Origin of the sequence: Bacteroides sp. DH3716P, from assembly GCF_025914115.1 — a bacterium.
GTDB lineage: Bacteria > Bacteroidota > Bacteroidia > Bacteroidales > Bacteroidaceae > Bacteroides > Bacteroides ovatus.
In genome coordinates this window covers 6296492-6316487 of record NZ_CP083673.1, presented here as the reverse complement: position 1 = coordinate 6316487, position 19996 = coordinate 6296492, and the positions used below count along the sequence as shown (strand labels likewise).

11 protein-coding genes and 1 pseudogene are annotated in these 19996 nt (G+C 45.7%); 4 read left to right on the top strand and 8 right to left on the bottom strand.

Going from position 1 to position 19996, the window contains the following annotated elements:
* Nucleotides 1-268: 268 nt before the first annotated feature.
* Both KQP79_RS24230 and KQP79_RS24225 read right to left on the bottom strand, forming a co-directional pair.
* Nucleotides 269-826 (bottom strand): YdeI/OmpD-associated family protein, encoded by a 558-nt coding sequence (locus KQP79_RS24230; protein WP_004297886.1) that lies wholly within the window; start codon nt 824-826, stop codon nt 269-271.
* 106 nt (nt 827-932) lie between these two features.
* Nucleotides 933-2552 carry an ABC-F family ATP-binding cassette domain-containing protein gene (locus tag KQP79_RS24225; protein WP_004297887.1) on the bottom strand — a complete coding sequence of 540 codons (1620 nt, stop codon included), beginning with the start codon at nt 2550-2552 and terminating at the stop codon, nt 933-935.
* Between the two features lie 265 nt (nt 2553-2817).
* On the opposite strand from KQP79_RS24225, the gene KQP79_RS24220 reads away from it, so the two are divergent.
* The 3 genes from KQP79_RS24220 to KQP79_RS24210 all read left to right on the top strand — a co-directional run bounded on the left by KQP79_RS24220 (nt 2818) and on the right by KQP79_RS24210 (nt 5901).
* Nucleotides 2818-3399 (top strand): nucleotide exchange factor GrpE, encoded by a 582-nt coding sequence (locus tag KQP79_RS24220; protein WP_004297892.1) that lies wholly within the window; start codon nt 2818-2820, stop codon nt 3397-3399.
* 39 nt (nt 3400-3438) lie between these two features.
* On the top strand, nt 3439-4623 hold the full coding sequence (dnaJ, locus tag KQP79_RS24215; protein WP_004307195.1) for a molecular chaperone DnaJ: 1185 nt from the start codon (nt 3439-3441) through the stop codon (nt 4621-4623).
* A 138-nt stretch (nt 4624-4761) separates the two neighbouring features.
* Entirely contained in the window at nt 4762-5901 is a 1140-nt protein-coding gene (locus tag KQP79_RS24210) for a DNA alkylation repair protein (protein WP_004308801.1), read from the top strand.
* Between the two features lie 86 nt (nt 5902-5987).
* Here the strand turns inward: KQP79_RS24210 and KQP79_RS24205 are convergent, their stop codons facing one another.
* The 6 genes from KQP79_RS24205 to KQP79_RS24180 form a co-directional block, all read right to left on the bottom strand.
* A complete protein-coding gene (locus tag KQP79_RS24205) occupies nt 5988-7706 on the bottom strand; it encodes a RagB/SusD family nutrient uptake outer membrane protein (RefSeq protein WP_004308802.1) in 1719 nt (572 codons plus the stop codon).
* A gap of 11 nt (nt 7707-7717) precedes the next feature.
* Complete coding sequence (locus KQP79_RS24200; RefSeq protein WP_008775980.1) at nt 7718-10462, bottom strand: SusC/RagA family TonB-linked outer membrane protein; 2745 nt, start codon at nt 10460-10462, stop codon at nt 7718-7720.
* A gap of 98 nt (nt 10463-10560) precedes the next feature.
* Entirely contained in the window at nt 10561-12636 is a 2076-nt protein-coding gene (locus KQP79_RS24195) for a family 20 glycosylhydrolase (RefSeq protein WP_004308804.1), read from the bottom strand.
* The gene (locus KQP79_RS24190; protein ID WP_004308805.1) at nt 12636-14960 is read right to left on the bottom strand and encodes a family 20 glycosylhydrolase; all 2325 of its coding nucleotides are present in this window, start codon (nt 14958-14960) and stop codon (nt 12636-12638) included. The genes KQP79_RS24195 and KQP79_RS24190 overlap by 1 nt, the downstream gene beginning before the upstream one ends.
* Before the next feature lie 35 nt (nt 14961-14995).
* Entirely contained in the window at nt 14996-17590 is a 2595-nt protein-coding gene (locus tag KQP79_RS24185; protein ID WP_061447952.1) for a beta-mannosidase, read from the bottom strand.
* A gap of 152 nt (nt 17591-17742) precedes the next feature.
* The gene (locus tag KQP79_RS24180) at nt 17743-19377 is read right to left on the bottom strand and encodes a sialidase family protein (RefSeq protein WP_008651699.1); all 1635 of its coding nucleotides are present in this window, start codon (nt 19375-19377) and stop codon (nt 17743-17745) included.
* Nucleotides 19378-19547: 170 nt separating this feature from the next.
* On the opposite strand from KQP79_RS24180, the pseudogene KQP79_RS24175 reads away from it, so the two are divergent.
* A pseudogene (locus KQP79_RS24175) lies at nt 19548-19996 on the top strand (MFS transporter); the annotation flags it as partial.

Sequence of the window (19996 nt, the reverse complement as noted above, 5' to 3'; positions counted from 1 at the left end):
CTGCTAAATCCATAATGCTTCATTTTTATACATAGCAAAAATATAAGAATGAAAAAAGGCCGACAAGATAGAATCGCGGAGACGCTTACGGTAAAAAGACGGTGTAAGAGCGCCCCTTCACCCGTAAACACACTATTTATCAGGAATCTGGAAGAAAGGTGAAGGGCAGAAAAATAACTACGTTCGAGAAAGAGAATTGAATATCAATTATGCGCATAATACTTCTGTCCTGTTATTACAATCAAAGTTACAATTACAGACATAGGGATTAGTAGTATTTTTCAATTCCCCCAAATCCTTTTATCATTTTATTTTCCTTCGTTTTATTGATGAAGTTGTTCAATCGCTTTTCAAATTCTTCCGGTCGTTTTCTGGCAGCTTCAATGTATGCAATTCGGATACGTCTATACGCATCGGAAAATTGTTGGTAATTCTCCCATACTGTTTTATCCTCTTTCAGTTTTCCGATGATATCATTCGGGAAGACAAAAGGGGCTGACAATACTTTTCGTATATTATCTTCCCTATCAGGGTGAATCATATTATGTTCCAGCAACCATTTCAGTCTCTCTTTGTTGGCTTGCGAGTAGGAACTTTTAGGGTTTCTGGGTGTGAAATGCTGGATTTTATGTTCTTTGTCGAGCGCCTTTATGGTGCTGTCGATCCATCCGAAGCAAAGGGCTTCCTCGACAGCGTCGTTGTATGTAACACTTTTTTCGCCCGAAGATTTGGAGGGGAATACAAACCAAACGTCATTGGCGTTTTCAAAGTTGTCTGCCAGCCATTTTCGCCAATCTTCTCTGTTTTCAAAATATTTTATTTCCATAGTGCTAAAAAGAACAGCAACCCATTGTTGAGAATAGGTTGCTGTTAAATTGGTTATTCATCAGACTTCATGTATGGGAGTCAGGGGCTTTTATTCGTCCGGTCACTTATTTGTCTCCGTACATCTTCGCCCGCAATTCCTTAATATGGTCGGAAGTGATATATTCGTCATATTCCATCATCTTGTCGATGATACCGTTCGGTGTCAGTTCGATGATGCGGTTGGCAACGGTCTGAATAAATTCGTGGTCATGAGACGAGAAGAGGATATTTCCTTTGTACGTCTTCAGGTTGTTGTTGAATGCCTGGATAGATTCCAAGTCCAGATGGTTGGTCGGAGTGTCCAGAATGAGGCAGTTGGCATTGCGCAGCTGCATACGGGCAATCATACAACGCATCTTCTCACCTCCAGAGAGTACGCTTACTTTCTTCAATACCTCTTCGCCGGAGAAAAGCATACGGCCGAGGAAGCCTTTCATATATACCTCGTTGCCTTCTCCAAACTGGCTCAACCAGTCTACCAGGTTCAGGTCGGAATTGAAGAAATCAGTGTTATCCAGCGGCAGGTAAGCAGTGGTGATGGTTACCCCCCAGTTGAAAGTACCTGCATCGGGTTTCATGTTTCCGTTGATAATTTCGAAGAAAGCAGTCATCGCGCGCGGATTGCGTGACAGGAATACCACCTTGTCACCTTTCTCTACGTTGAAGTTCACGTCGTTGAAGAGCACCACGCCTTCTTCCGTCTTCTTGCTCAATCCGGAAACTTCCAGAATCTGGTTGCCCGGCTCGCGTTCGGGAGTGAAGATGATGCCCGGATACTTACGTGAAGAAGGTTTGATTTCTTCTACGTTCAGTTTCTCCAACATCTTCTTACGGCTCGTTGTCTGCTTGCTCTTCGCTACGTTCGCGCTGAAACGGCGGATAAACTCTTCGAGTTCTTTCTTCTTCTCTTCAGCCTTCGCCTTCTGGTTCTGTTGCTGACGGAGAGCCAATTGGCTGGATTCGTACCAGAAACTATAGTTACCGGCAAACATATTGATTTTTCCGTAGTCGATGTCTACGGTGTGTGTACATACAGAGTCGAGGAAGTGACGGTCGTGGCTTACCACCAATACGGTATGCTCGAAGTTGGCAAGATATTCTTCCAACCAGGTCACTGTTTCCATATCCAAGTCATTGGTAGGCTCATCGAGCAAGAGGTTGTCCGGATTTCCGTACAATGCCTGCGCCAGCATGACACGCACTTTTTCCTTACCACTCAATTCACCCATCAATACGTAATGCTTATCTTCTTTCACGCCCAGTCCGCTCAACAGCATGGCTGCGTCGCTTTCCGCATTCCATCCGTCCAACTCGGCAAATTTTTCTTCCAATTCGGATACTTTCAGTCCGTCTTCGTCTGTGAAATCTTCTTTTGCATACAATTCTTCGCGCTGCTTCATGATGTCCCACAACACGGTATGTCCCATCATGACGGTATCCATGACAGTATATGAGTCCCACTTGAAGTGGTCCTGACTCAACACCGAGAGACGTTCGCCCGGTCCGAGCGCAATCGTACCTGTTGTCGGGTCCAAATCTCCGTAAATCGTACGAAGAAACGTAGATTTTCCCGCACCGTTCGCACCGATAATACCATAACAATTACCACTCGTAAACTTCAGGTTTACGTCATTAAATAACACTCTTTTACCAAACTGAACCGATACGTTCGAAACTGTAATCATCTTATTATTTACTATTTTACTAGTTACTATTTACTATTTGAGCGTGCAAAGGTAGACATTTAAAATGAATTATGAGCTATCTGATATGTGCCAATCTGACATAAAAGTGTTACCTTTGCTGCGTTTTTTGGCAAAACGGCCAACTTGGCAAAGTTTTTGCAGACGAAATCTGTGACATCCGGTCAGTCCGGTATGTTTATAAGCGGTATCTTGCATAGATAACGTGTGTTTCTAAATAGTAAATAATAAAATAGTAAATACCAAGATGGATCCGAAAGAAAAAAAAGTGAAGGAAGAGGAACTGAATGTGGAGGAAACTCACAATCCTGCGGAAGACCAACCGCAAAACGAACAAGCAGAGGGAACCGCTCCGCTGACTCATGAAGAGGAGTTGGAAAAGGAACTGGAAAAGGCTCAAGAAGCGCTTGAAGAGCAAAAGGATAAATATCTGCGCTTGTCTGCCGAGTTCGACAATTATCGTAAACGCACTTTAAAGGAGAAGGCCGAACTGATCCTGAATGGTGGCGAAAAGAGTCTTGGCAGTATTCTTCCGGTAGTGGACGATTTCGAACGTGCCATCAAGACGATGGAAACGGCAACGGATGTCAATGCCGTAAAAGAAGGGGTGGAACTGATTTACAATAAATTTATGGCTGTTCTGGCTCAAAATGGTGTGAAAGTCATCGAGACGAAAGACCAACCGCTGGATACTGATTTCCATGAAGCCATCGCGGTAATCCCCGCACCGTCGGAAGCACAGAAAGGTAAGATTCTGGATTGTGTGCAGACGGGGTATACACTGAACGACAAAGTGTTGCGCCACGCCAAAGTGGTAGTAGGGGAATAAGGATTCGCAACCCATAAAACTCATAATTTTTAAAGAAGCATGGCAGAAAAAAGAGACTATTACGAAATATTGGAGGTGACGAAGACAGCCACAGTAGAGGAGATTAAGAAAGCGTACCGTAAGAAAGCAATCCAGTATCACCCTGACAAGAATCCGGGGGATAAGGAGGCGGAAGAGAAATTTAAGGAGGCGGCCGAGGCTTATGACGTGTTGAGTAACCCGGAAAAGCGTTCGCGTTACGATCAGTTCGGTCATGCGGGAGTGAGCGGTGCGGCAGGCAATGGCGGTCCGTTCGGTGGTTTCGGTGGCGAGGGGATGTCGATGGATGACATTTTCTCTATGTTTGGCGACATCTTTGGTGGCCGCGGCGGCGGTTTCGGGGGAGGCTTCGGAGGGTTTAGCGGATTTGGCGGTGGCGGTTCACAGCAACGCCGGTATCGCGGCAGTGACCTTCGTGTGAAAGTGAAGCTGACGTTGAAGGAGATCTCTACCGGAGTAGAAAAGAAATTTAAACTCAAAAAATATGTGCCGTGTGACCAGTGTCATGGCACGGGTGCCGAAGGTGACGGCGGTTCGGAGACTTGTCCTACTTGTAAGGGTAGCGGCTCCGTGATCCGTAACCAGCAGACTATTCTGGGCACTATGCAGACTCGCGTCACTTGTTCTACTTGTGGCGGTGAGGGTAAGATTATCAAGAACAAATGTAAGAAGTGTGGTGGCGACGGAATCATTTACGGTGAAGAAGTGGTGTCGGTGAAAATCCCTGCCGGAGTGGCAGAGGGTATGCAGCTTTCTATGGGTGGCAAAGGAAATGCCGGCAAACACAATGGTGTGGCAGGCGACTTGCTGATTCTCGTAGAGGAAGAACCGCATCAGGACTTGATTCGCGACGAGAATGATTTGATTTATAATCTGTTGCTTAGTTTCCCGACTGCTGCTCTGGGCGGAGCTGTGGAAATTCCGACTATCGACGGCAAAGTGAAAGTGAAGATTGATTCGGGTACTCAACCAGGTAAGGTGCTTCGTTTGCGCGGCAAGGGATTGCCGAATGTGAACGGGTACGGAACGGGGGATTTACTCGTCAACATCAGTATCTATGTGCCGGAAGCGCTCAATAAAGAGGAAAAGAGCACACTCGAAAAGATGGAGGCTTCGGACAACTTCAAACCTAACACGTCGGTGAAGGAGAAGATTTTCAAGAAGTTCAAGAGTTTCTTCGATTAATTTTTTGCTATAATATATAAGGTATAAGTGAGCTGCAATCTTTTTTGTGGCTCACTTCTGTTTTTAGGGCTTGTCCTTTTAAAAAAAAGACATATATTTGTGTAGCAAATAAATAGATACTAAATATAGACTTCAAGTATGGCAGAACCTTTTAAGAATATGTACAACAAGCAATTTTTCGATCTGTTTACGAAAGATTTGAGACTTGTTATCGATGATTTTGATGCTCACGGTTTTGTTTCTCAAATAATGGATGATGAATGGGAAGGCAGGGAACTAAAACAGCGCTGGATACATATCACTAGCATTCTGAAAAAGTTTTTGCCGGCAGATTACAAAGAGGCGATCGCTAAGATTCTTGAGTTGTTGGATCATGTAAAAAGTACGCGGCCTGATTTTTCGGTGATAGACGATACGAAGTTTGGATTGATGCTGGAGTATGGGGTGATTCTGAATAATTATGTCGAGCAATATGGGTTGGATGATTATGAAACGTCTGTCAAGGCGATAGAGAAAATCACACAGTTCACAAGTTGCGAATTTGTGACTCATCCTTTTATAATAAAATATCCGGATGAAATGATGAAGCAGATGTTGGTTTGGTCGAAACATGAGCATTGGGGAGTCAGGCGGCTTTCGTCAGAAGGTTGCCGTCCGCGTTTGCCTTGGGCGATGGCTTTGCCGAATCTGAAGAAAGACCCGACACCTATTATTCCTATTTTAGAGAATCTTAAAAATGATCCGGCAAGATTTGTACGGTTGAGCGTTGCCAATAATTTGAATGATATTGCGAAAGATAATCCGGAAATTGTCATTGATTTGGCAAAGAAATGGAAGGGGGAATCTAAAGAGGTAGACTGGATTATTAAACACGGTTGCCGGACGCTCTTAAAACAAGGGATTCCAGAGGTGATGGAGTTGTTTGGCTTTGATTCTATCAGAAATAATATTAGTATGGAGGATTTTCAGATTTCAAGTCTTAAGGTTAAAGTCGGTGATTCGTTGGAGTTTGGTTTTAACTTGTTGAATCATAGCAATAAGACAATCAAAATACGGCTTGAATATGGTATTTATTACCAAAAAGCAAATGGAACGCTGACGAAGAAAGTTCATAAAATCAGCGAAAAAGAATATACCGGGAATTCTACCACACGAATAACGCGAAAGCACTCTTTCCGCGTGGTTACGACGAGAAAATTCCATCTCGGGCTTCATCAAATTGCTATAATAATCAATGGGAGTGAATTTGAAAAATATGATTTCGTTTTGATTGAGTAATTCGATTGCTGCAACAAATAATATAAATCCTCGATTCTCCGGATGAAAATCGAGGATTTTTTATTTTGATTACTACTATCTTCTTCCTAATACCCCGGATTCTGTTTCAACCTCTCATTCATCACCCGTATTTTCTCCGGTATAGGGAATACAGTTGTATATCCACTTGCCTCATCCGGTAGTTGCGGACGGCTGCTGTAAGCTCTTGTAAACTTCCCGAAGCGGACTAAGTCCTGTCGTCTCCATCCTTCCCAAGCCAGTTCCAGCTGACGTTCGGCAAGGATATTCTCTAAAGTGGCAGTGCGGGGAGAAGCGTTGACACGGCTACGAACTTCATTGAGTTCTTCATCTCCGTTTGCTCCGTTCCGGACTTTCGCTTCACTCTTCATCAACAAAGCGTCTGCATAGCGGAACAATACAATGTCATTCTCCATCAACTTACCGTCTTTTGTGGCAGTCGGGTCGACTTCATACTTTTTCATGCGGGCTCCTGCGGTTTGTTCGTATGGGGTATCTGTTATATCCAGAGATACTTTCCAGGGCAGATATTCCAGTACCGTTCCATTATCCAGTTTGATTATGTTTCCTTTCAGGTCGTGGACAATTCCTGCAAAATAGCAAATATCAAAACGGGGATCTTGTTCCGCGGTTTCATAACCGAAAGCTTCGAGGGCTTCAATGGTGGCGCTGGGACCGTTCTCACCGCTTAGTCCGTAAGCCTTGGCGTGATTATAGTGGCGGGAACGGAAGAGATATTGCATCTGGTTGGTGTACAGAGTTTTGTTCATCGGGATAGTGAAGACATTCTCTACGGACGGTTCGTTGAATATAGAGAAATTCGTTTCGTATTCCGGTTCCAGTTTGTAGCCCATAGTCTTGAGTTGGTCACAATAGTAGATAACTGTTTCCCAGGCATTTAGTTCGCTGCCGTTCACTGTGAACTTTATATTTTTTCCATCCGGGCGTTGTCCGTCCGTCCAATCATTGTCTGTATAAACTTCGGAGTTCAAAGCCAGTTTGGCCAGTAGGAAAGTTACCACGGGGCGAGTGATACGGCCATAGTAAGGGCCGGACTGGTTGCTATGTGCATCGCTCAACAAAGGAGCCGCCTCTTGCAATTCCTTGACAACAAAGTCAAAGACCGTTTTTCGTTCACTTTGCACTACATCTTTCATTGCTACGGAAGAGGATTGAACTAGCGGGATGCGTCCGAACAAATCCATCAGGTAATAATAATACATAGCCCGCATGGCACGTACTTCGGCACGGTATGCCGGCAGTTCCGTAGCGGAATGAGTTTCGGCGAATTTGTCTATCCGTTCCAGTGATTTGTTACTTAACATGACGACTTTATAGAGATATTCCCATGTAGCCTGAATGGCATCATTCTCTATTCCCCAATCGTGCAGGTAAAGTCCTTGCCAAAAACCACCGTCATACCAGTCACCTCCACGGGTGGGGATAATGGCTTCGTCGGAGGTAAAGGTGTTCAGGTCGTAGACTCCCCTACCCGTTCCCTGCAATCCCTGACTATCACTATAACCGCCTACGTATGTATAAAGCGAAGCTACTGCATTGAGATATACTTCCGAGATTGTATTGTAAACGTCATCTTCGGGTAACTTATCTTTCGGATTTTCCTCCAAAAACTTACTACATGAGAATAAACCCAGGCACGTTATAAGAAGGAATACCAGCACTCCCGAAGGACGTAAGATCTTCTTTGAAAACAGTTCCGCTATCCTTGAAAGCAGTTCTTCTTTCTGCAAAAAAAGACTTTTATTTTTCATATATTGTTTCATCATCTCCTCCTCCATTAAAAGTTAATACTCAATCCCAGTGTGTACGTCCGCGCCAACGGATATCCCCGTTTATCATCCACGCCTAAAGTGGAGTTCACTGTTGAACTGTTAATCATGGGTGAAAGTCCCGAATAACCGGAAATGGTTGCCAGGTTGTTGACTGTAAATGCCAGACGCAGGGAGCGGACATATTTCTTCAGTTTCTGCACTTTCTCAATCGGCACGTTCCAACCCAGCGTCACATAGTCGAAGTTGACATAATCTCCCTTTTCCAACCAATAGTCGGTGGCGGTTTGATCCTTGATGTTCTGTTTCGGGGCTTTCTTCATTACGTTATAGTCGGGAAATATATTCATGTTCATATAGGTCAGGGAGGTTCCGTTGTAAATTTTATGTCCGAAAGCTCCGTTAACCTGCAAAGACAGGTCGAAACGCTTGTAGCGGAAACTGATGTTGGAGCCAAGAATCGTTTTAGGTACGGCTTGTCCTGCCACGTAGCGGTCTTCACCATCTTCAAGGCTGACACCTCCGCCATTCAGATCGGCGATGCCATAGGTGTATCCGCCGTTTCCGTCGGATTCCAGTCCCGTACTGTGGGGAAGATAGAACACGCCCAACGGTTGACCCACCATCTGATATACGATGTGGTTGTATCCTCCATGAAAGCCGGCTCCGTCGAGGCCAGCAAGACTTTTATATTCGGGAGCAGAAAGCATTTCGCCGTTGTACATACCGCTTAATGAGAGCAGTTTGTTGCGCTGGAAAGTGATATTGGCATTGATATTCAGTTCCATATCCTTGGTCTTCAAGGGGGTGATGCCGATGGCGATTTCCGTACCCCAGTTGCGCATGGAACCGATGTTGGCAAGCAAGGTGTTATAGGTGAAAGGCGGTACGCTTACGTTGTAAAGGTAAAGCATGTCTGTGGTTCGGGAGTTGTAATAGTTGGCGGAAAGCAGCAGGCGGTTGCCGAAAAGAGCTACGTCGATACCGGTATTAAAGGTATGTTTCACTTCCCATTTCAGGTCGGGATTCGTGTTCCGTAAGTCTCCTAAAGATACGACGGCGGAGTTTCCGACGGGGACTACACCGTTCGGCTTTACAAGGTTCAATGTAGTGTATGAGTCAATCCCACTCTGATTACCTGCCAGACCGTAGCCAATACGGAATTTCAGATTATCCACCATCGGCAACTGCTTCATAAATTCTTCTTCACTAATCACCCATGCGGCAGATGCGGAGGGGAAGAATCCCCATTTGTGGTTCGCCCCGAATTTGGAGGAAGCATCTGTACGGGCGTTCAGCGTCAGTACGTAGCGGTCGGCGTATGTATAGTTGAAACGTCCCATGAAGGATGCCAGACGGGGTTGGTCGTAGTAAGAATTAGTGCCTTCCCACAAACGGAGTGCGCCTGCCTGAAGATTATTATACCCGAATTTGTCGGTGCTGAAATTGCTTACTGTTGTATAATATCCCGTGTAGGTTTCTTTTTGAAGTTCGGCAAGTGCCAACACGTCAAAGAAATGTTTTTTCCAGTTTTTCTTATAGGTCAGCATCATGTTGCCCAGCAAGGATTCTCGCTTTTTGGTTCCTTTGTAAGCCTGGCCGTTCGCCCAGACGGAGGTGGGGAGGTATTGCGAATTTTCCACGATATTATAGGTATAGGCACCGAAGAGGTTAAGTTTCAGCCCTTCCAGTAGATTGAAAGTCAGACGGGCATGCGTGCTGATGTGCGAAGTGGCATCATCGTCCTGCACTTCCATCCATGCCAATGGATTGGTGATTTGACTGGCGGTCGTTATTCCATCCCAAGAATTGGTGACGGGGTCTTTATGGTTGGGATAGGTGGGGTTGAATGTGGCTGCCGAATAGAACGTTTTCTGATAATCCACCAGATTATGATTCTTCTGAATGGAACCGAACATTCCCAGCTCGCAGTTCAGGAAGCCGTCGAACATTTTCTGATTCATGTTCATATTCGAAGTGAAGTTTTTCATGTCTTCATTCAGAATCACTCCCTGACGATCCATGAAACCAAGAGAAACGCGATAGCTGGACTCACTGGAACCGCCATAAAAGGCGATGTGATGGTTTTGTTGTAGTCCTGTCTGTTCAATCTCTTTCTGAAAATCGGTGTTATTTCCTTTATCCAGAATGGAAATCCCGCGTTCCGAGGCGACACGGCGGTACTCATCGCCGGACAGCATTTTCAGATTCTTGTAGACGGTGGAAATTCCGAAGCTACCGTTGTAGGCTACCTGTGTTCTGCCGCTCATTCCTTTTTTAGTGGTGACCTCGATCACACCGGAAGCTCCTCGTGAACCGTATTGTGCGGTTTCGGAAGCGTCTTTCAGAATGGTGAAGCTCTCAATATCCGTAGGGTAAATGGAGGTGAGCATACTCAAGTCACCAAATACTCCGTCGACGATTATCAAAGGGTCATTGCCACTGGTCAGTGAGGTAGTTCCCCGCAGGCGTACTGCATCCAAGGCTGCCGGACCATTTGACCCGCGTTGGATAGTCAAGCCCGGCACACGTCCGCGGATTGCTTCCAAAGGGTTCGTTATCTGGTCTTTATTCATCTGTGTCTCCGTAATCTTCTCTACGGAACCGGAGAGGGTTTTCAAACTTCCGGTGGCATATCCAACAGTTATCAATGAGTCTATGGGCGTGACGGGAATCTTCTGCGCCAAGGTGCTCTCGCACGGGATTACCAGAAGAAGAAGGGTGTAGAAAATGAGTCTAGCGTGTTGTACCATATTCTTAGTTTTTAAGGTAATAATGCAAATATAACAAAAAAAGAGAGAATCTGGTTGAATAGATTCCCTCTTTTATTCATAAATGATATTGACAATGTCTATTTCACGATTATCTCATCCGTAAATATCCACCCTCCGAATTCGCTTCCGGCCTGTGCCTGGTAACGTACGTATCTTCCTTTGGCTTCTCCCTGCCATGAAATATCCGTAAACCGGATAGGGGTTTCTTTGCTCACTTCAAAGTGTTGTTTTTGCAACTCCGTGAAGTTAATTCCATCATCGGAAATGGAAATAATCACTGTCTCCGGCAGGAATACTTCCGCGCCGACCACTTGCATAAAAGCGGCGGTGATGGAATGGATAGGGGTTTCTTTTTCCATATCAATCGTCACATCGAGACGGTTGTCCGAGATAAATCCTTGCCATGAACCATCACCGTAAGTCCAGTCACCACGTATGCCGTCTGTCAGGGCTGTGTTGCCTTGTGCGGGATAATGGGGGCTATAGGAGGAGTTATAGGTCACTTTTTTACCGAGCGCCAAATGGCTGACTGGTTGAAGAGATTCGGGACGGCTGCCGATTTCCTTGCTCAAATCGAAAGGATGGTATCCTTTTTTCTGTAAATCGGCCACTGCTGACAGTGCGCGGGTATGGAAATCGGGCCACGACTTACGTTCCGGAGCCGACCAGGCTACTTCCGCCAATGCCAGCATACGGGGATAAATCATATATTCCACGTGTTCGGGAGTGGGGATATATTCCACCCATAGGTTACCCTGCACACCATAGACTAACTTTGCCTGCTCCGCAGTTAAGGAAGCGGGGACAGGATCGTAGGCATATACTTTCTTCAATGGCAGGTAGCCACCGATAGCTTCCGGCTGGGAGTACGGGGCGTCCTGATAGCTGTCCAGATAACAGTATGCACCCGGTGTCATGATGGCATGATGGCCGGAGGTGACGGCAGCAATACCACCCTCTTCTCCACGCCACGACATAACGGTTGCATTGGGCGCGATACCTCCTTGCAGAATCTCGTCCCATCCCAAGAGACGGCGTCCGTGATTGTTGAGGAACTTTTCGATACGGTGTATCAGATAGCTTTGCAGCTCGTCTACATTGGCCAGATGCTCGTCTTTCATTCTCTTCTGACATTTCGGACAGGTCTTCCAAGCCGATTTGCCGGCCTCATCACCTCCTACATGAATGTATTCGGAAGGGAAAAGTTCCATGACTTCCGTCAGTACATTCTCCAGAAAGGTGAAAGTTTCTTCATTACCGACACAGAAATCGGAGTTCTTGTAAGGTTCTCCCGAACAGGATAGCTGCGGGTAGGCAGCCAGCACTTCTTCCGAATGGGAAGGCATTTCAATCTCCGGAATCACCGTGATGTAATGCTGACGGGCATATTCCAGTATTTCACGAATATCGTCCTGGGTGTAATAGCCGCCGGAAGCTCCGGGTTCATCGTAACGGAGGTATTTACGTCCGCCGTTCCACCATTTCTTCCAGGTGGGGTCTGTACGCCAGGCTGCAAAATCGGTCAGTAAAGGGTATTTCTTGATTTCAAGCCGCCAGCCTGCCGCATCGGTCAGGTGCAGGTGCAAACGGTTGATTTTGTAATATGCCAATGCGTCTATCTGCTTCTTTATAAACTCTTTGGTAGAGAAATGACGGGATACGTCCAGCATCAGTCCGCGATAAGCAAAACGAGGGGTGTCTTCTATCTCGACAGAGGGTACGGAATAGCTGCCTGTGCTTGCCGGTTGCATCAGCTGTAACAGGGTTTGCATTCCATAGAATAATCCGGCTCCCGAAGTTGCCCGGATCTCGATTCGTTGAGAGGTGACGGAGAGTGTATAGCTTTCCGGTGATGGCAATTGGGGGGTCTTGGGGGTTATCAATAAGAAAAGCATCTGTTTCCTGTCTTTCATTCTCGCTTCTTTCAGCTGAACAGGTAATGCTTTCAGGTAATTCTCCCAGAGTTCCGCTTCTCCACCTTGCAGGTTTGTATAAAGTTTAGTCTTTTCTGACAGTAAAAAAGAGCCCGTCCCCTGCTCCATTTTTAATGGGACAGGTATGAAGGACTGTGCCAGAATGGGATGTGCATGGAAGCACATCCCCAATATCCATAAGAAAAGACAAACTTTAGGGTATTCTTTTCTTATATTCATTAATCAATTTTGATTTCGTCTACAAATAAAAATGCCTTTTTACCTTTTCCTCCATGCCATGCCGGAAGTGATTTCTCCGGTGAAGCAATGACTCTCACGTATTGGGTGGTCACAGGAGCAAAGGTTAGTTTGTGCTCAACGATTCCGTCTTTGTCTGTCTCTTTCATCTCCGGATATTCTTCGGAAGCAATCTTTTTGAAGGTCTTGCCATCATCTGAAGTTTCTACGGACAGGTTTCTGGCATCAAATACCCAGTCCCCTTTTGCTACATTGGTAGAGATTGCCACGCTTGAGATTTCAGTAGGTTGCTGGAGGTCGATAGTCATATCCATGTCGTTTCCGTTGAAAGCGATCCAACGGCCTGACTTATAGCTGCTATTTCCTTTCAGACCATCTATCAAAGTGGAAGCTCCTTTGAACAGGTATTGTTCATTGATAGGCTGATTAGCTACAATCGGCTTCATGCTGGATTTGCTGAAATCAATCTTCTCTGTCACTATCTTGCTTTCGCCGTTGGGACGAATGGCTTTGGCGGACAGGGTTACATTTTCCTTGATTTTCAATACTCCTTCATAAACGGAGGAAGCGGCAGTAGGTTCTGTGCCGTCTAATGTATAGTAAACAGGGGCACCGTCGATGGTAGACAGGGTAACGTCCATTGTTCCTTCTGCCGGATTCGGGTCAAACTCGGCTTGTACGTCAAATACGTGTTTAGCGTAATTGTATCCTTCTGCATCGTACCACTTAATCAGTTGTGGAAGACGGGACAGGAAGTCGGCATAGTTTTTCTTTTCGGGGCTGGACCACTGAATTTCACACAAAGCAGCCCAACGAGGCAATACCATGTACTGTGCATGCGGGAAGGTAGCGATGTATTCTGTCCAGAGGTTGGCTTGCACTCCCTTGATGTATTTCTGTTCTTCCGGAGTAAGAGAAGCCGGCATCGGCTCGTAGCTATACACTCTTTCCATCGGCAGATAACCACCGATACCGAACGGTTCGTTTTCGATGTCTTTAGCTTGGTAGTAGTCGAAATACAGATAGGTGTTCGGTGTCATGATGACATCGTGTTTCTGCTTCGCAGCTTCGATACCACCTTTCTCACCACGCCATGACATCACGGTAGCATTCGGAGCAAGTCCGCCTTCGAGGATTTCATCCCAACCGATGATTTGACGTCCGTGGTCGTTCAGGAATTTCTCAATATGGTTGATGACAAAGCTTTGCAAACGTTCTTCTTTGCTGTGGCTCTGATCTGACTTCAATCCCAATGCTTTGATACGTGCCTGGCACTTCGGACATTTTTCCCATCTTACTTTCGGGCATTCGTCGCCCCCTACATGAATATATTGTGATGGGAAGATTTCAATCAATTCACCATAAACATCTTCCAAGAATTTCAATACTTGGTCGTTTCCGGCGCAAAGCACATCTTCGGATATACCCCATTGTCTCCATACTTCGTACGGGCCACCGGTACAACCCAGTTCAGGGTAAGCGGCAAGGGCAGCTTGCATGTGTCCCGGAAGGTCGATTTCGGGAACAACGGTGATGTAGCGTTCGGCTGCATAATCTACAATTTCTTTGGCTTGTTCCTGGGTGTAGAATCCACCGTAAGGTTTGCCGTCGTATTCGCCGGAGTTACGTCCGATGACTGTTTCTGTTCTGTTAGCACCGATTTCAGTCAGTTTCGGGTATTTTTTGATTTCCAGACGCCAACCTTGATCGTCGGTGATATGCCAGTGGAGGCGGTTCATGTTATGTAAAGCCTGCATGTCGATGTAGGTCTTTATTTCATCCACGGTAAAGAAATGACGGCTGGTATCGAAATGCGCGCCACGATAGCCAAAGCGGGGAGCGTCATTGATTTCTACGGCTGGCATGGCAATATCCGCACCGACAGCCACAGGCAATGATTTGCGCAGGGACTGGATGCCATAGAATACGCCGGCTTCCGTAGGACCGGTAATCGTGATTCCGTCACCGGTAACTTTCATCTGGTAGGATTCCGGATTTTCGTTCTCCGTGCCTAATGCCAGTACGATTGCGTTTTTACCTTCTGTTCCGGCTTCAATAGCGAAATCTTTTCCGGTAGCCGTTTTCAGATAGTCTGCCAGGAATTTTGCGTTGCGTTGCATCTTCTCGTTTCCTCCCGGATAGAGAATTTTCAAACTGCTCTTGAGGATGAAGGGACTTCCTTGAGCGGTTACAATTTCTTGTGGCATGGGGATGATCTGGTAGTTGGCTTCCTGTTGCGCCGATTGGCAAGAGGCAAAAAGTCCTGCTAGTGCCAGACATCCGGTTAATTTAAAGAGTTGCTTCATAAACTAAAAAATTAAGTGTTAAGTTATTAAATAGATTAATTATAAGTTTCACGAATATGTTTGATTGTCAAAGGCAGCTCCTCTCCTTTCTTTATTTGGGGAGAAGTGATGACGACCGTTTTACGTTCTCCGGGAAGAAGGTCGAAAAAGTTGTCGCTGAAACGGGCTCCCTGCAAAGGAATTTCAATAAAGACATCTTTTGCAAGAGCGGGAGAAAACAATGTCAGTTCACACATGCCGTCTTTCTGTTTCATCTTGCAGGAAACGGTTGTTTCAGGCAGAAGCAGGTCTTTTGTTTTTCTAAAGAAGTATACGGTTTCGGCAAGGGTGTTTCCTGCCTTGTCTTTCAGTGTCAGTTGCATGAAACAGCGTTGCTGTTCTTCCGGTGATAGCCAGGTGTCGGGTTTTATACGGTACACGCATTGGGAAGTGTTAGCCGGAACTGTCAATGTGTTGAGTTGTATAGGCTTGCCTTGTTTCTTTCCGTCAAAGTCTGTTACTTTCATTTCCAACATCAGGTGGTCTTTGGTGTCCGGACAGTCGGAAATCAGGTAGATATTGAGGCTGTCGTTCTGCTGGATAGGATTGATGAGGATTGGAGCAAAGACTCGTTTGGCTTGGTAATGCAGGGCTTTCCAGTTACCGTAATAGTCGATGCTCGACCAGGATACTACCGGCCAGCTGTCATTCAGTTGCCAATACAGGGTACCCATACAGTAAGGACGGTTCCGGCGGTGTGCTTCCAGTCCGTGACGCATTCCTTGTCCTTGCAGCACTAGTCCGACATAGACAAAGTCTTCAAATTTTTCGGGGATGATATAGTCGCGCTCCATGTAGGTACGAATCAGGGCGTTGCCGATGCTGCTTTTCTGATGAGCATTCATCACTTCCGATTCTATCTGATAATCTTCCGGAGCGGCGAAAGTGGAGATGGTCTTCATTTCCGGAAAGGACTGAAAACCGAATTCGCTCATGAAACGGGGCAGGTCTGTATCGAGTGACTCGAATGTTTTTTGACCATACCAGACTCCCCAGTTATGGCTGTCTCCTATCCCCCAGGATTCAGGACGCCCCCAGTTGGCAAAATACGGGGAGCTGTGTATGTAGAAACGATCGGCATCCAGTTCCTTAACCTTGGCTGGAAGGAGCTGATGGAACAGTTTGTCGTAGCCTCGAAACATTTCCTGATAGATTTCGGGCGGGAAGTTCTTGTTGAATCCCCAATATTTTAAGGCTTCCAGTATTTCGTTATTGCCGCACCACATCGCCAGGGAAGCATGATTGCGAAGGCGACGGATGTTATAGCAGGCTTCCGCCTCTACCCTTTTCAGAAAGGTGGGGTCGGACGGATAGGGAGTGCAGGCAAACATGAAGTCTTGCCACACCAGTATTCCGTTTTCATCTGCCAGGTCATAGAAACGGTCATCTTCGTACGTTCCACCTCCCCATACACGAATGACATTCATGTTCGCTTCGCGGATGTCGCGGAATAAGGTTTGGTAGCGTTCGGTAGTGACGTTAGTCAAGAGTGCATCCTGGGGGATGTAATTGGCTCCTTTGGCAAACATAGGTACACCATTTACTTCAAAATAGAAGGATTCTCCGTCTTTATCTTTTTCATTAACGAGGCGAACAGTACGCAGTCCTATCCGGTGCGATTGCTCGGCTACGACTTTATCTTCTACTATGATTTGAGCGGAGAAATCATACAGGGCGGGCTTTCCCCATCCATTCGGCATCCAACGTACGGGGGATGCCACTTCGGAAGGTATGGAAACATGATTGATTCCGGGCTGTAAGGTGATTGCCTGGCTGATGCTTTTTTCTGCACTTCTTTCGAATGAGGTATTGATTCTCACCTCTGCCTGAAGTGGCCGGGAGAGTATGTTGTTTATTTCTAATTCATTAGACAGATTTGCGAGCTGGTCGGTCAGTGCGAGTTGCTTTACGTGATAGTCACTGATAGAAGCTGCGTCATAAAAACGGATGGTCACCGGACGCCAGATGCCGCTGGTCACCATGCGGATTCCCCAGTCCCAGCCATAACTGTAAGGGGCTTTACGGGAGAATATGCTTAAATGTTTGTCGTGATGGTCGTTGTCTGCCGGATAGTTGAATCCGTTCGAGTTATATTGAGGCAGTGTCTGCCGGATGGGGGAATGAAAATAGATGTGAAGAAGGTTTTCTCCGATACGGAGTTGGGACTTGACAGGTATGGTATAACCGACAAACATGTTATCGGCTTTCAGCAACAATGCTCCATTGAGGTATACATCGGCGTATGTGTCAAGACCTTCAAAAACCAATTGGGCGTCATCCCGTTTCAGTTGTTCGGGGGTAACTGTAAAAGCAGTCCGGTATTCCCAGTCTTCATTTTCCACCCACTGAATCTTTTGTTCATTGATGCCATAAAAAGGATCGGGAAGTTGTTTATGGTTGATAAGATCCTGATGAACGGTGCCCGGAACCTGTGCCGGTCGCCACAGCTCCGTCCCTGCCTGGGAAAACTCCCAGCCTGTATTTAGAACGACAACTTCGGAATTGTCATTGCTCTGTGCATATGCCATACTGCAACAGCATAGTAGTTCACATGCTATTTGAGCCTTTTTTCCGATCAAATTAATCATCATAGTGGGGCATTAGATATTAACGGATTCAAAGATATTATTTTTTCAGCAAATTTCACTGATAATTTAACAAAATATGTTGTTTTTGCACGCCACGATAAATATACGGTTTTATTCTTTTATCATATCGGATAGTTTAACCGCTATTATATCTATCATTTCATTCCTAACAAATCTGTTAATTTCACCGCCTGAAAAGTCATGTGTGCCACACTGCTCTCATATAGAATACCGATTGTCTCTTTATCAATCATCGTCAGGCAACTATATCCCCATCCTTCTGCTTCGTCGAGCATGATTTGATGTTCGGGCAACCAGGTAAGTCCTTTATCCAGACTTGTTTTTATTGTTATATGATTGCGCCCTTTAGTCGTATCCGGATTTGAAAACAACAGGAGGTCTTTATTCAAAACGTTGTCCTTGGCATCGACATGAATCAGACTGGCCATACATACCGGTTCCTGAAGTGCCTTACGTGAAGACGGGTGTTCTGTCCAGGTTTTTCCCAAATCTTTCGTTATGGCAATAGCCCGGCTTCCTCCTCTATTGTCACGCATATTCAGCATCAATACTCCCGGTTCTATTTCCGCAACTTGTGCTTCCGTTGTATTTGTTCGTGCCATATTGTGCATTTTCCACGTTTTCCCCCGGTCTTTACTATACATGATTCCTGCATTCGGAACACGGGTAGAGTCTATAAACTGCGTTGGAAATACTAATGTGCCGTCGCTCATCGTTATTCCACGTCCGGGTCCTTGAAGGAGAAAATACCAGGACGGATCTTTTACCTGCTCTGTTATATTGATCGGTTTCGACCATGTTTTACCATCGTCTGTACTCTTTGCCAATACCAGCTGTGCGGTATGGTTTATATCCATTCCCGAATGGGAGCTCCACCAGGCACGTTGATTACCCATACCATGTGTCCATGCGGCAACCACCCAGACGGTATTCGTTTGAGTATCTACCAAAATAGAGGGATCTCCTACCCCATTCTGTGCTTTAGGCAAACCGCCATACTCACCAAATGAAAGCGGAAGACGCATTTTCTCCCAGCTCTTCCCTCCGTCAGTGCTACGACTCAAACCCACATCTACATATTCCTGTAAATCGACACTACTATTATATCGGACATCGTACACTCCCAATAATGTTCCTTTATTGGTTGTCACTAATCCGGGAATACGGAAGGAAGCAGAACCGTCATTACCAGCATGACGAACTCCGACTGCCATCCGGTGAGTAATATCTTTCGGGGAAATAAATTTACAATAGAGTTCTTTCCCATCCACTTTTACAGCATGTAAATCAGAGACTATTTTAGTATGCAAAGAGGCATCTGTTTTCATCTGCAAACTGATCCAAAAAAAGTTGACACCTGGAAATAAATTGTAATTACCTCTTAATACAACTTTTTCCGATGGTCCGACCTCTGCACATTTTATGGAATAGGAAGGATTAGCCGCCAATGTCGCACCCGGTCGATGGCTGGATATGTACTCTACAGGGGCAAAGCGATTTTTGTTTTGATCTTGTAAGGCCTCTGTTCCTCCATAATAGAGTTTGATTGCCTGGACATCCGCTAAGTTGGTACTTTTACTGAAATCTAAAACAACTTCATCGAGCATCTTGCTTTCCTTTGCATCCAACCGGATATAGAACAGAACATTGTCCTGCCGCTCTATCAAAACCGGGATTTGTGTTTCATGGATAAACACTGTGTCTGAAGCTTTTACGTCAAAAGAATAGCCTAATAAGACAAGGAAAAGTAAATAAAAAATTCTTCTCATAATGGGGGTATTAGTTAGTTTAACGCGATAAAGATAAAACTTTTCTACCATAATACAGCTATGCAAACAGTTAACTTTCATTTTACCAAGTTCTGGTAGGACTAGTCAATACTTTGACCACCATTCTGGCTCTTGTCATCATTGATAAGGTAGGCCGCAAGAAACTTGTNTTTTACCAAGTTCTGGTAGGACTAGTCAATACTTTGACCACCATTCTGGCTCTTGTCATCATTGATAAGGTAGGCCGCAAGAAACTTGTTTATTACGGAGTTTCGGGAATGGTTGTTTCTCTGATTCTCATCGGCCTGTATTTCCTCTTCGGAGATTCCCTGGGAGTATCCAGCCTCTTCCTGCTTGTTTTCTTCCTGTTCTATGTATTCTGCTGTGCCGTATCTATCTGTGCCGTGGTGTTCGTACTTCTCTCGGAGATGTATCCCACCAAGGTTCGCGGACTGGCCATGTCGATAGCAGGATTCGCTCTGTGGATCGGAACGTACCTGATCGGACAGTTAACCCCCTGGATGCTCCAGAACCTTACCCCCGCCGGAACATTCTTCCTGTTCGCCCTCATGTGCGTGCCGTATATGCTGATTGTCTGGAAACTCGTGCCGGAGACTAC